Annotated in this window: 10 protein-coding genes; 7 read left to right on the top strand and 3 right to left on the bottom strand. The window is 73.3% G+C overall.

The window, feature by feature from the left end; genetic code table 11:
• Positions 1–17: 17 nt before the first annotated feature.
• Entirely contained in the window at positions 18–599 is a 582-nt protein-coding gene (locus ACIBCJ_RS31615; protein ID WP_365981271.1) for a dihydrofolate reductase family protein, read from the bottom strand.
• Positions 600–690: 91 nt separating this feature from the next.
• The gene (locus ACIBCJ_RS31610) at positions 691–2601 is read right to left on the bottom strand and encodes an RICIN domain-containing protein (protein ID WP_362105867.1); all 1911 of its coding nucleotides are present in this window, start codon (positions 2599–2601) and stop codon (positions 691–693) included.
• Positions 2602–2824: 223 nt separating this feature from the next.
• Between ACIBCJ_RS31610 and ACIBCJ_RS31605 the strand changes: the two genes are divergently transcribed.
• From ACIBCJ_RS31605 to ACIBCJ_RS31580, 6 genes are all read left to right on the top strand, one after another.
• Positions 2825–3496 carry a TetR/AcrR family transcriptional regulator gene (locus ACIBCJ_RS31605; protein ID WP_365981272.1) on the top strand — a complete coding sequence of 224 codons (672 nt, stop codon included), beginning with the start codon at positions 2825–2827 and terminating at the stop codon, positions 3494–3496.
• A gap of 164 nt (positions 3497–3660) precedes the next feature.
• A complete protein-coding gene (locus ACIBCJ_RS31600; RefSeq protein WP_365981273.1) occupies positions 3661–5139 on the top strand; it encodes an FAD-dependent monooxygenase in 1479 nt (492 codons plus the stop codon).
• 342 nt (positions 5140–5481) lie between these two features.
• Positions 5482–7053, top strand: a complete 1572-nt coding sequence (locus ACIBCJ_RS31595) for a Re/Si-specific NAD(P)(+) transhydrogenase subunit alpha (RefSeq protein ID WP_365981274.1) — start codon at positions 5482–5484, stop codon at positions 7051–7053.
• Complete coding sequence (gene pntB / locus ACIBCJ_RS31590) at positions 7050–8510, top strand: Re/Si-specific NAD(P)(+) transhydrogenase subunit beta (protein WP_365981275.1); 1461 nt, start codon at positions 7050–7052, stop codon at positions 8508–8510. Before ACIBCJ_RS31595 ends, pntB begins: the two co-directional genes overlap by 4 nt.
• Positions 8511–8573: 63 nt before the next feature.
• Positions 8574–11063 (top strand): SCO7613 C-terminal domain-containing membrane protein, encoded by a 2490-nt coding sequence (locus tag ACIBCJ_RS31585; RefSeq protein WP_365981276.1) that lies wholly within the window; start codon positions 8574–8576, stop codon positions 11061–11063.
• A 156-nt stretch (positions 11064–11219) separates the two neighbouring features.
• Entirely contained in the window at positions 11220–11870 is a 651-nt protein-coding gene (locus ACIBCJ_RS31580) for a YceI family protein (RefSeq protein ID WP_362105885.1), read from the top strand.
• Between the two features lie 98 nt (positions 11871–11968).
• Here the strand turns inward: ACIBCJ_RS31580 and ACIBCJ_RS31575 are convergent, their stop codons facing one another.
• Entirely contained in the window at positions 11969–12955 is a 987-nt protein-coding gene (locus tag ACIBCJ_RS31575; protein ID WP_365981277.1) for a WYL domain-containing protein, read from the bottom strand.
• 124 nt (positions 12956–13079) lie between these two features.
• On the opposite strand from ACIBCJ_RS31575, the gene ACIBCJ_RS31570 reads away from it, so the two are divergent.
• Positions 13080–13766 carry an alpha/beta hydrolase gene (locus ACIBCJ_RS31570; RefSeq protein WP_365981278.1) on the top strand — a complete coding sequence of 229 codons (687 nt, stop codon included), beginning with the start codon at positions 13080–13082 and terminating at the stop codon, positions 13764–13766.
• Positions 13767–13820: the final 54 nt, after the last annotated feature.

Raw genomic sequence — 13820 nt, 5'->3', positions numbered from 1 at the left:
CGGAGGGCGCCGGCTGTTCAGCGAGCGCGTGCCGACGGCGGCCCGTCCAGGACCGTGGGGGCGTACTCGAGGAGCTGGAGCCGGCCGTCGAAGACGCGGCTGTCGACGAGGTCGAGGCTGACGTCCGGGTACTGGTCGAAGATCCTGTCCCGGCCCGTCGCGCCGGTGATGACCGGGAAGACGACCACGCGGAAGCGGTCGACCAGACTGGCTTCGAGCAGCGACCGGCACAGGGTGAGGCTGCCGAGGGTGCGCAGCGGCCTCGTCCCGTCCCGTTTCATGTCCCGGACGGCGGGGACGGGGTCCCCCTGGACGAGCTCCGCGTTGTCCCAGGACAACGGGGACGCGAGCGTCGAGGAGAACACCACCTTCGGCATCGCGGTCAGTCCGGCCATGCCGGAGTCGTCGGGCATGTCACGCGCGAACCCGGACATCAGCCGGTACGTCGTGGCGCCCATGAGAGTGGTGTGCTGCTTCTCGGCGTCCTCGTCGAGCCAGGCCAGGTACTCGGGCCCCTCCATGCCCCAGAAGCCGGGCCAGCCCTCCGCGGCCGCGTACCCGTCGAGCGAGATGATGAAGTCGATCATGAGGTCGGGCATCGGTCTGTCCCTCCTGCGGTGACGTGTCCACCGGTTACGACCGGTGCCGGGCCCGAAAGTCATCGGCCCGGCGGAGGAGGGGTCGGCGCGGTCAGCCGGCCGTCAGGGTGAAGGTCTGCGCGGCGGACGACGCGCAGGGGCGCTGGGACAGACGGGCCCCGTTCGCGGTGGAGGCGCCGTCGACGTCGAGGCACTTGCCGCTGTGCCGGGCGACGAAGCGGTACCCGCCCGCGGTGCCGGCCGGCTCGGGGCGCCATTGCTGGTTGGCGCCGCCCACGTAGTCCCACAGCTGGACGCGTGTGCCGTCGGCGCCGGCGCCGGGCCCGCCGTCGACGTCCCACGCCTTGGCGTTGTGCCGGCTGACCACCTGGTAGTAGCCGTCGCCGGTGGGGCGGAACTGCCAGGACTGGTTGGCGCCGCTGCCGCAGGCCCACTGCTGCAGGGCGGTGCCGTTGGCGGTGCCCCAGTCGGCGGCGTCCAGGCAGGCACCGCTGCCGCCGTTCACGACGTGGTACCAGGCGCCGGGGTCGATCGGCCCGGTCGGTCCGCCGCCGGTGCCGCTCCACACGAAGGTGGCGACCGCGCCGGCCGGGAGCGTGTAGGCGAGCGACCTGCCGCCGTCGGTGACGGAGAAGCGCTGGGAGCCGGAGGCGGTGTTCACCACGTAGGCGACGCGGGAGCCGTCGGGGTTCCGGAAGGCGACGTTCTGCACGCCTCCGGGTCCCTGGCTGCTGGAGCCGATGCGGACGGCGCCGGGCCGGACGAACTTGCTGACGTGGCCGAGCACGTAGTACTCGGCGTTGCGGGTCACGTCGCCGCCGGCGATCTCGACCACGCCGTTGCAGCGGTCGGCGCAGTGGCCCTGGTGGGGGCCGCCGTTCCGGTCCAGGGCGAGGTTCCAGGTGAGGACGGTCTCGCCGCCGTGGCGGAAGTTCTGCACGACGAGGTTCTCGGCCTGCCAGCGCAGGGTGTCGGCGAAGGTCCGGGAGGTGTCGGCGCTGTCGGTGCCGGAGCACTCGGTGAAGAAGACGCGCTCGCCCGCGTCGGCGACCTGCTGCTGTGCGGAGACCTGGCCGCCGTAGCAGTGGAAGGCGGCGCCGACGACGCGGTCGATGCCCGCGGTGCGGGAGAGGACGTCGAGGGGGTAGCCCGGGTGGTCCCAGTTGTGGTCGAAGGCCAGGATCTCCGTGGGCAGCCCGGCCGCGGTCAGCTTCGGGTCCAGCACCTTCAGGAAGTCGGCCTGCTGCGCCGACGTCATCGACATCGAGGGGTACGTGGTCGCGAACTCGGGTTCGTTCTGCACCGTGAGGTCGGAGAGTGTCATGCCCTCCTGGCCGTAGGCCTTGATGGCCTTGACCAGGTAGTCGGCGTACGCCCCGTAGTGCTCCGGCGCGAGACTCCCGCCGTTGAGGGAGTTGCCGCTCTTCATCCAGGCCGGCGGGGACCAGGGTGTCCCCATGAAGCGGATCCGCGGATTGACCGCGGTGGCCTGTCGGAGGACGGGGATGATCTCGGTCTTGTCCCGGTCGATCGAGAACCGGCCGGGGGTGTCCTCGTAGGAGTGGGGGTCGTCGGTCGCGTCGAAGTCGGTACTGCCGAGCGGCTGGCGCAGGTAGTTCAGGCCGATGCCGTCCCCGGCGGTGGAGAACAGCGACCGCATCAGCTCACCGCGCCGGTCCGCGGGCAGGCTCTGGACGAGGTGGGCCGACGCACCCGTCACGGAGGCGCCCGCGCCGGTGAACCGCTGGCCCTCGGCCCCGCCGTCGATCCGGATGTCGACGGGCTGGGGGCTGCCGGTGAAGGGGACGTCGCCCTCGGCGGCGAGCCTCTTGGCGCCGTCCGGTGTGGTGACCCACACCTGGGCGACCGGGTCGGCGGCCCGGGCGGTTCCGGTGCCCGCCAGGCCGAGACCGAGGGCAGTCAGACCCGTGAGGGCCAGGGCGACGACGCCCGCGGTGACGGGACGCGCGGTCGAGGGGCGGGATCTCGTACTGGTCGGCATGGTGCGGTACTCCTTCGCTTCGGTGCGGGGCGGGGTGTACCGGGCGACCCGGAGCGGCGTACGGAGCCGGTCTCCGGGGCGGGCGGTACCCAGACCGTGGAGCGCGGAACGACGGCGCCATGAAAGCACACTTACTAAGTACTTAGTAAGTGGTCTGCGTCACTCCGGTCGGCGGGTCGGCGGAGCACGGAGCGGACGGCGGGACAGACCGTAGGCTGTCGCCGTGAGCGACCGATCAGTGGGCAGGCCCACGCGCAGACCGAAGGCCGGGCCCCGCACCCCGCGCAGTCCCGAAGCCGTCCGGCGCCAGCAGGAGATCCTCAGCATCGCCACGGACACCTTCGCCGCCCGCGGGTACAACAACGCCTCCCTCGCGGAGATCGCCGACCGGGCGGGGCTGACCCAGGCCGGCGTCCTGCACTACTTCCGGTCGAAGGCGCTGCTGCTCACCAGCGTGCTCGAACTCCGCGACCAGCAGGACATCGAACAGCTGGGCGCCGAGCGCCCGCAGGGGCTGGCCTTCCTGCGCCACCTCGTCGACACGGCCGGGCGCAACGCCGAACGGGAGGGCATCGTCCGGCTCTACGCCGTGCTGTCCGCCGAGTCCGTCACCGACGAGCATCCCGCACAGGCCTACTTCCGCGACCGCTACACCGGGCTGCGCGCCTTCGTCACCGACGCGCTGACCGAGGCCTGCGGACTGACCGCGGCCGACGCGGCCCGTGCGGGGCAGACGGCCAACGCGATCATCGCGGTCATGGACGGCCTCCAGGTCCAGTGGCTGCTCGATCCCGGCGCCGTCGAGATGGCCGCGTCCACGGATCTGGTGATCCGCTCACTGCTGGGCACTCTGGCGCCCGAACGGTTCGCCGCGGAAAACGATTGGACCCGGTGACTCCCGTGCCTGTACCTTTCGGTCGACCGTGACACCGCCCGAGGAGGTGAGACCCATGAACGCTGTATCGACGTGGGTGCTCCCCCTTCCCGTCATGGCCGGCGACTGACGCAGGTGTCGCCGGGAGCGCCTCGACCTGAAGGCACTCCCGAAAGGCAACACCCATGCATTCTGGACAGTTCACCGCCGCGCCGTCGTCCGACGAGACGGCCGGGCACGACTTCGACGTGATCGTCGCCGGATGCGGACCGACCGGCGCCGTGCTGGCCGCCGAGCTGCGGCTGCACGGTGTGCGGGTACTCGTTCTCGAGCGGGAGACCGAGCCCGCGCCGTACGTCCGCATCGTGGCCCTGCACATGCGCAGCATCGAGTTGATGGCCATGCGCGGACTCCTGGACCGCCTCCTCCGGCACGGCAGGCGGCGCCCGATCGGCGGTCTCTTCGCCGCCATCCCGGGGCCTGCGCCGGCGGACCTGGACTCCGAGTACGCCTATCTGCTGGGCATTCCGCAGCCGGTCGTCGTCCGGCTCCTGGAGGAGCACGCGGTCGCGCTGGGGGCACGGGTCCGGCACGGTGGCGTGGTCGCCGGTTTCGAGCAGGACGACACGGGGGTGACCGTGGAGCTGGCCGGCGGGGAACGGCTGCGCTCGCGCTACCTCGTGGGCTGTGACGGCGCGCGCAGCACCGTGCGCAAACTGCTGGGCGTCGGCTTCCCGGGCGAGCCCTCGCGCAACGAGACGCTGATGGGCGAGATGGAGGTGGGTCTGCCACCGAAGGAGGTCGCCGCCAGGGTGGCACAGGTCCGCGAGACCCGGCACCGGTTCTGGCTGCGGCCCTTCGGTACGGAGGTCTACAGCGTCGTGGTCCCCGACGCGGGAGTCGGCGACCGCACGGCGGCGCCCACCCTGGAGGACTTCAAGGAGCGGCTGCGCGCCGTCGCCGGGACCGACTTCGGCGTCCACTCACCGCGCTGGTTGTCCCGCTTCGGGGATGCCACCCGGCTGGCCGAGCACTACCGGGTCGGACGGGTGCTGCTGGCCGGCGACGCGGCGCACATCCACCCGCCCACCGGCGGGCAGGGCCTCAACCTGGGCGTCCAGGACGCGTTCAACCTCGGCTGGAAGCTGGCCGCGCGGATCCGCGGCTGGGCACCGGACACCCTGCTGGACACCTACCAGGCCGAACGCCGGCCGGTCGCCGAGGACGTGCTGGACAACACCCGGGCCCAGATGGAACTGCACTCCACCGAGCCCGGCCCGCAGGCCGTACGCAGACTGCTCACCGAGCTGATGGCCTTCGACGAGGTGAACCGCCGCCTCACCGAGAAGATCACCGCGACCGGCGTCCGGTACGACTTCGGCGAGGGCCCCGACCTGCTCGGCCGCCGTATCGAGGACGTCGAGGTGGAACAGGGCCGCCTCTACGGTCTGCTGCACCGCGGCCGCGGCCTGCTGCTGGACCGCACCGGGCACCTGACCGCGGGCCACTGGTCGGACCGCGTCGACCACCTCGCCGACCGGGGCGCGGCGCTGGACGTGCCGTGCGTCCTGGTACGCCCCGACGGCCACGTGGCCTGGATCGGCGACGACCAGCGGGACCTGGACGAGCACCTGGCCCGCTGGTTCGGCGAGCCGGCCCGCTGACACACCCCCGGCGGCCCGGGGGGCCACCGCTCAACGGGACGGCTGGACCCGGTCGAAGAGCGCGAGCGCTTCGACCGGGTCCGGACCCACGAGATGTTCCGGACCCGCCGTCGTGGTGCTGGCCCACCGGCCGGGCGAGACCGGGGCGGCGGATCCACGGCGTCCGGGGAGGTCGGTCGCCGCCACCGTCGTACTCGCCGACGAGGGCGAACTGACGGACGCCGGAGGCCGGGGCGCCCGGCCCCGGGGGCGGGAGTGGCGGCCGGGATCCGTGTTTCCGGTGCCGCGTCCGCCTCCTTTGGGTACGGAACCCGGCAACAACGCCTGGACGAGAGACTGGACATGACTGGACAGCAACTCGATCACCAACCACCCCAGCGCGTCGGCGTCGTCGCCGAGGCACTGCCCGGGGAGACTCGCGTCGCCGCGACGCCCTCCACGGTGCGCCTGCTGCTCGGCCTCGGTTACGAGGTCGTCGTCGAGCCGGGAGCGGGTGCCGCCTCCGGCTTCGGCGACGAGGCATACTCCGAGGCGGGCGCGTGTCTCGGCGAGGCCTGGGCCGCGGACGTCGTCCTGAAGGTCAACGCCCCGACCGCCGAGGAGATCGCCACGCTGCGCGCGGGGACGACGCTGGTGGCACTCGTCGCTCCCGCACAGCGACCCGAGCGGCTGGAGGCGCTGGCCGCACGTGACGTCACGGTGCTCGCCCTGGACGCGGTGCCGCGGATCTCGCGGGCGCAGTCGATGGACGTGCTCAGCTCCATGGCGAACATCGCCGGGTACCGGGCGGTGATCGAGGCCGCGCACGCCTTCGGCCGCTTCTTCACCGGACAGGTCACCGCGGCGGGCAAGGTGCCGCCGGCGAAGGTCCTCGTCGCCGGGGCCGGTGTCGCGGGGCTCGCCGCCATCGGGGCCGCGTCCAGTCTGGGGGCGATCGTGCGCGCCACCGACCCCCGGCCGGAAGTCGCCGACCAGGTGCGGTCGTTGGGCGGTGAGTACCTCTCGGTGAACGTGGCCCAGGAGGAGAGCGCCGACGGCTACGCGAGGGCCACCTCGGCCGACTACGACCGCGCCGCGGCCGAGCTCTACCACGAGCAGGCCCGGGACGTGGACGTCGTCGTCACCACCGCGTTGATTCCCGGACGCCCCGCCCCGCGGCTGCTGAGCGCCGCCGACGTCGCGGTGATGAGACCCGGCAGCGTCGTCGTCGACATGGCGGCCGCCCAGGGCGGCAACGTCGAGGGGACGGTCGCGGGCCGGAGCGTGGTGACCGCCAACGGTGTGACCCTCATCGGCTACACCGACCTCGCCTCCCGGCTGCCGGCCCAGGCCTCGCAGCTCTTCGGCACCAACCTGGTCAACCTGCTCAGGCTGCTCACCCCCGGCAAGGACGGCCGGATCGTGCTCGACTTCGACGACGTGGTGCAGCGGACCGTGACCGTGGTCCGTGCGGGCACGGTCACCTGGCCGCCTCCCCCGGTCGCCGTGTCCGCGGCCCCGCCCGCCACCGAACCACCGGCCGCCTCCGCCCCGCCGGTGGGCACCAGGCCGCCCCGGCTCACCCCGGCGGGACGCTTCGGACTCATCGGCCTCGGGATGCTGGCGACCTTCCTGATGGTCGCCTTCGCTCCGGCGCAACTGGCGCAGAATTTCACGGTGTTCGCACTTGCCGTCGTCATCGGCTACTACGTGATCGGCAAGGTCCACCACTCCCTGCACACGCCGCTGATGTCGGTGACCAACGCCATCTCGGGCATCGTCGTGATCGGTGCCCTCGTGCAGATCGGACACGAGAGCACCCTCGTCACCGTGCTGTCCTTCGTGGCGATCCTGCTGACGAGCGTGAACATCTTCGGAGGCTTCGCCGTCACCCGCCGCATGCTGTCCATGTTCTCGGGAGGCGGATCCCGATGACGTCCCTGACCGCCTCGCGCGCCGCCGACCTGGTCGCGGCGCTGCTCTTCGTCCTCAGCCTCGCCGGTCTGTCCCAGCACCGGACCTCACGCGCCGGTGTCGTGTACGGCATCGCCGGAATGGCTCTCGCCCTGGTGGCGACCGTCGTGGTCTCGGCACGGAGCGTCTCCGCAGGGCCGGTCGCGCTGATCCTGCTCGCCATGGTGATCGGCGCCGCGGCGGGCCTGTGGCGGGCCCGGCGCGTGGAGATGACGCAGATGCCCGAACTGATCGCGGTCCTGCACAGCTTCGTCGGTCTCGCGGCCGTCCTGGTCGGCTGGAACAGCTACCTGGAGGTCGAGGCCCACGGCTCGCGGGGCCGGATCGCCTCCGATCTGATCGGGATCCACCACGCCGAGGTGTTCATCGGCGTCTTCATCGGCGCGGTCACCTTCACCGGCTCCGTCGTCGCGTACCTGAAGCTGTCGGCGCGGATCAAGTCCCGGCCCCTGTTGCTGCCCGGCAAGAACGCCCTCAACGTGGGCGCGCTGGCCCTCTTCGCGGTGCTGACCGTCTGGTTCACCCTCGCGCCGAGTCTCCCGTTGATGGTGGCGGTCACGGCCCTGGCCCTCGCCCTGGGCTGGCACCTGGTGGCCTCGATCGGCGGCGGCGACATGCCCGTGGTCGTGTCGATGCTCAACAGCTACTCCGGGTGGGCCGCGGCTGCCGCCGGGTTCCTGCTCGACAACAACCTGCTCATCGTCACCGGTGCCCTGGTCGGATCCTCCGGTGCGTATCTGAGTTACATCATGTGCCAGGCGATGAACCGTTCCTTCCTCTCCGTCATCGCGGGCGGCTTCGGCGTCGAGGCCCCGCGGGGCGGTGCCGAGGAGCAGGGCGAGCACCGTGAGGTACGGGCGCACGAAGCGGCCGAACTGCTCGCGCGGGCCCGGTCCGTGGTGATCACACCCGGCTACGGCATGGCGGTGGCGCAGGCCCAGCACCCGGTCGCCGAGCTGACCCGGCGGCTGCGCGAGCGCGGCATCGAGGTGCGCTTCGGCGTGCACCCGGTCGCCGGCCGGCTGCCGGGGCACATGAACGTGCTGCTGGCCGAGGCGAAGGTGCCGTACGACATCGTCCTGGAGATGGACGAGATCAACGACGACTTCGCGGACACCTCGGTCGTGCTGGTCATCGGGGCGAACGACACGGTCAACCCCTCGGCGACCGAGGACCCCGCCAGTCCGATCGCGGGTATGCCGGTGCTGCGGGTCTGGGAGGCGGAGCAGGTCGTCGTCTTCAAGCGCTCGATGGCGTCCGGCTACGCGGGCGTGCAGAACCCGCTGTTCTTCCGCGAGAACAGCAGCATGCTCTTCGGCGACGCCAAGCAGAGCGTCGAGGCGATCCTGGACGCACTCGGCTCCGGGACCGGACCCGGCTCTGCCGCCACCGCGCGGGGGGTGACCGCGGGGCGCTGAATGAGTACGGGGTGAGTACGCGCGCTCATGTCCCGGCACGTGGCGAGGGCCACACTCCGAGTCATGACGAACCTTCCGCCTCCGGCCGAGGAACTCCGGCTCCTCGACGCCGAGCTGCGGCAACTCGACCTGCGCCGCGCCGCACTGCTGCACCGCCGCGCATGGCTGATCCACATCCTGCGGGCGGCCACCGCGCAGGGGCCCGGCCCCGGTTCCGGGGCCACGCCGGCGGGTGGCCCGCCGGGCGCCGGCGCCGGTGTTGTCGCCCGGCGGCCGGAGGCCACCGCCCCCGGCGTGCAGAACGTCCTGCTGCTGCTCGGTGGTGTGCTGCTGACGGTCGCCGCGATCGCTTTCACCCTCGTCAGCTGGGGCCACCTGGGGATCGCGGGACGCGCGCTGGTCCTCGGCGCGCTGACCGTCGCGGCGCTGGGCGCGCCCGTGGTGCTGCTGCGGCGCGGGCTGCGGTCGACCGCTGAGGCCGTGGCCGCCCTGGGGACGGCCCTGACGGTGCTCGACGCCTACGCGCTCCACGAGGTGGCGTTGGCCGGCACCGGCGGCGTCGGGTACACGGCGGCCGCGTCCGCCGTCCTGGCTGCGCTCTGGGGCGCGTACGGCGTGGCGACGGGCTCGCCGGTGCCGCCCGCCGCCGAGGGGTCCGCCGCCACCGGGGCCGCCCCGGCCGCCCGGAGGGCACGCGCCGGGCTCCGGCATCCCGTCCCGCTCGCCGTGGCGACCGCCCACCTTCCCCTCCTGCTGTGGGCGGTCGCCACCGGCGCGGGCCCGTACGGCCTCACGGCCGTGCTGCTGGCGACGGCCGCCGCGAGCAGCGCCGTCGCCCTGCGCGCGGCCTCCCTGCCGGTACGTGTCGTCGCCGTGACCGGTGCGTCGGGCGTGGGCGCCGCCGGTGTCCTGTCGGCCGGGTGGCTCTGCTGGAGCGCGTCCGACCCGGGGTCGGCCGCCCGGGCCGCGGGCCTCCTGGCCCTGGCGGCGGCGGTCGCTCTCGTCACCGGCCGGTTCGTGAGGAACCCGGACGTCGCCGTGGCCGTCGCTTCGGTCGCGGGACTGTGCCTGGTCGCGGGCACCGGTGGCGTGCTGTGGGTCTCGCTGCCCGGCGAGTGGACCGTGCCGGGGTGCCTGGCCTGCGGGATCGCTCTGCCGGCGGCAGGGCGGACACCCCTGCCCCGGCCCCTGGTCCGCGGGCTGGTCCACGCGTCGACCGCTGTCCAGTGCTGCGCCGTGCTGTGGGCGGTGCCCCTGGTGGCCGGGACGGTGCTCGGTCCGGCGGCCTCGGGTGCGCGGCCGTGGTCCGGCACACCGCGGGACATCCGGGAGGCCGTGTTCACGAACGTGTCCTGGCCTTCGTACGCGAGCACCGTGCCGCTCGTCCTCGCCGCCGTGACAGGTGTGTTGCTCGTCGCCGGACGGTCCACGGCCCGGCGGTCCGTCCTGACCGTGGGGGCGCTCGTCCTCGGCTGGTCCGCCGTGACCGTGCTCCCGGTGGTGCTTCGGCTGCCGTACGGGGCCGGGCTGGTGGCGCAGGGGGCGGTGGTCGTGGCGGCGCTGGGCTTCGCCGTGCGGTCCGGCCGTGCCGACCGGTGGCCGTCGTCACCGGCCCTCACCGCGCTCCTGCTGGCACTCCTCTCCTCGGTCGACCTCGCCTTCCTCTCGCTGGGCTCCGCGGAGGCGACGATCGGTGCACTTGCCTCACTGACGGTCCTGTTCGGGGCCGCGGCGTGCCGCCCCGGGCCGGCTCCGTTCGCCGCGCCGGCCGCCCTCGCGCACGCCACTGCCCTGGCCTGCGCGATCGGTGCGTGGGCCGACCGGCCGCCGCACCACACGGCGTTGCTCGTCCTCGTCGTGCCCGCCGTCGCCGCCGTCTGCGCCGGGCCCATCGGCCCGCGCGCGACCGTGCCGGTCGAGGTGGCGGGCGGGGTCGCGGGCCTGCTCGCCTGTGCGCTCGCCGTGCCGGATCCGCCCGTGCTGGCCCTGGTGCTCTCCGTCTGCGGTGTCGTCGCGGCCGGCACCGCGCTGCGTCCTGAGCGGCGTCCGGCAGGCTGGGCGGCTGCCGTACTGCTCCTGCTGGCCGCCTGGGTGCGTCTGGCTGCCTGGGACGTCGACGTGCCGGAGGCGTACACCCTGCCGGTGACCGTGCCCGCGCTGGTCGTCGGGTTGCTGCGCCGGCGCCGCGACACGGCGGTCTCCTCGTGGACGGCGTACGGTGCCGGGCTGAGCGTGACGCTCGTGCCGAGCCTGCTCGCGGCCTGGGACGACCCGTACTGGCTGCGCCCCCTGTTGCTCGGCGCCGCCGCGCTCGCGGTGACTCTGGTGGGGGCCCGGCACCGGCTCCAGGCGCCGCTGGTGCTCGGCGCGGGAGTGCTGGCACTGGTCACGCTGCACGAACTCGCCCCGTACCTCGTCCAGGCGGTCGGCGCGCTTCCCCGGTGGGCGGCTCCGGCCCTGGCGGGTCTGGTGCTGCTCGTGCTGGGCGCCACCTACGAGCAACGGCTGCGGGACGCACGGCGGTTGCGGGAGGCCCTCGGGCGGCTCGGGTAGGGGTTCCCCCGCGTGCAGGTGTGAAGGACCGCGTGTCGAACCGGTGCAGCTTTGCGGCTGGGGTGATGGAACCCGGACGAGGCCGCCCATCTCGCCGTGGGCGGCTGATCCGCTTCGTGATAACACGAAGTGATCACTTCGAAAGGCCTACGACTCATGGGTATCTTCAGCCGCCGACAGACCGCCACCGCCGAGCCGTACACGGCTGCCGACCACGACCGGTTCGCCGTGCGGTCGGCGACGGCGCTGGCCGAGCCCGACCCGGCCCTCCGCGCGCTGACCGGGCACTGGACCATCGACCGCCCGCACAGCCGGATCGGCTTCTCGGTGCGGCACGCCATGGTCACCACGGTCCGCGGGGCCTTCGCCGACTACGACAGCACGCTCTACTTCGACGGAGCCCGCCCCTCCGAGTCCCGGGCCGAGATCGTCATCCGCGTCGCCTCGGTCGACACCGGGGTGGAGCAGCGGGACGCTCACCTGGTCGGCAAGGACTTCTTCGACGCGCGCCGCCACCCAGAGATGACCTTCCGCTCCACCTCCACCACGCAGGAGTCGGCGGGGGCCTTCCGGATGACGGGGGACCTCACCATCCGCGACACGACCCGGCCCGTCGAACTGCAGCTGGACTACCTCGGTTCGGTCGTGGACCCGTTCGGCTTCGAGCGGGCGGGCTTCGACGGGACGACCACCATCGACCGGAGGGACTGGGGACTGGTCTACAACCAGCGGCTCGAGGCGGGCGGGAGCATGGTGAGCGAGAAGGTACGCCTCCAGTTCGACATCTCCGCGATCCGCTCCTCCTGACTCCGCTCCCGCCCGCCGGCCGCAGCGGTCGGCGGCCGGCCGCGGTGCGGGGCCAGGGGCGCTCGGCCGCATGCGGCCGCGGCGAACCGGAAGCCGCCTCACGGCGTGGGCGGGCGGGCGGCGTCGCGGGCCCCCGGCACGGCGGCGGTGAAGCGCGCCGCGAGCGCGGCCGCCGCGGCACGCAGTTCCTCGCCGCCCTCGATGCGGAAGGCGAACGGCACCCTCGCCAGCCACTCCTGCGCGTACACGGCCGGGTTGCGGGTGCTGCCGACGAGGACGCAGCCGTCATCCAGGGGTTCGAGCCGTCCCATCGGCGGACGGATCCACGGGGCGACCTCGGTCGGCGGGGCGTCGAACACCACGCGGGTGGCGAACTGCCATCCGGTGCCGAGGTTCTCCTCCAGCACCGCCACCGGGTCGAAGTCCCCCGGTGCCGCGAATCCGTGCCGGGTGACCCGGACCTCGGCGACCCGGTCGACCCGGTAGGTACGGATCGCGCCGGCGCGGTGGGAGTGACACAGCAGGTACCAGCGCCCGTAGCGGACGACGAGGGACCAGGGGTCCGCCTCCTCGTCCCACGCGTTCCCGGCCTCGCTGCGGTAGGTGAGCAGCACACGGCGCCGGTGTGCGACGGCGTCGACGAGTGAGCTGGTGACCGCCGGATCCGGGTGGGCCGCGTACGGGTCGGGTGCGGCGGCGGCGTACTCGCGCAGCAGTGCGGCCTGCCGGCCGACGCTTTCCGGCAGCGCCTTGACGACCTTGCCCAGGGCGGTTCCGACCAGGTCGTCGGAATCGGCGACGGCCGGTCGGCCGCTCAGCGCCGCCATGACGAGGCCGAGGGCCTCGGCCTGCGTGAAGTGCACGGGCGGCAGCCTCGTCCCGCGCCCCAGCCGGTATCCGCCGTGCGGTCCCCGGGCCGACTCCACCGGGATGCCCGCCTCTCGGAGTATTCCGACGTACCGGCGTGCCGCTCGTTCGGTCACGCCCAGCCGCACGGCGAGTTCGCCGGCCGTCGTCGCCGGGCGGGTCCGCAGGATCTCCAGGGCGCGCAGCGCTCGTGCGGTGGGGCTGACGTCGTTCGGCACCGGGACAGGCTAGTCCGCGTCCCGGACGCGCGGGAGAGGAGCGGACGGGAATTGATTCCGGCAGTGGATCGTCCGGATCTCCTCCTACGGTGAAGCCAGTCGGAAGAACCGAAGGGAACCGATCATGGACATCCTGCTCATCGGCGGCCTGTGGCTGAACGGGTCCGTGTGGGACCGCGTCGCGTCCACGCTGACGTCACTCGGTCACCGGCCGGTGCCGCTGACCCTGCCCGGCCAGGGTGACGGTGCGGCGGCCACCACGCTCGACGATCAGGTGGGGGCGGTGGTGGACGCGGTGGACTCGGCGTCCGGCAGGCTCATGGTGGTGGGGCACTCCGCGGCCTGCGCCCTGGCCTGGCTGGCCGCCGACCGGCGACCGGAGCGGCTGGCCAAGGTCGCGCTCATCGGCGGCATCCCGGTCGCCGACGCGCAGCCGTACGCCGACTTCTTCGAGGTCAGAGACGGAGTGATGCGTTTTCCGGGCTGGGAGCCCTTCCAGGGGCCGGAGGCCGCCGACCTCGACGACGAGGCGAGACGCGCGTTCGCGGCGGACGCGGTTCCGGTCCCCGAGGGCGTGGCCCGGGGCGTGGTGCGGCTGACCGACGAGCGTAGGTACGACGTCCCGGTCGTGCTCGTGTGTCCCGAGTTCACGCCCGCCCAGGCGCGCAAGTGGATCGACGCGGACGACGTGCCGGAACTGTCCCGGGCCGGGCAGGTCGACTGCGTGGACATCGACTCGGGCCACTGGCCCATGATCACCAAGCCGGTCGAGCTGGCCCGGATCCTGGCCGCGGCGGCCGAGGCGCCCTGACGGGCACCGTTCCGTCCGAGCCGGAGCCGTAGCCGTGGTCGAGAGCAGGGGCGG

It is taken from the genome of Streptomyces sp. NPDC051136, from assembly GCF_044455745.1.
Classification (GTDB): domain Bacteria; phylum Actinomycetota; class Actinomycetes; order Streptomycetales; family Streptomycetaceae; genus Streptomyces.
Note: the sequence above shows the minus strand (reverse complement) of the source record. Positions and strands in the feature narration are given on the sequence as shown.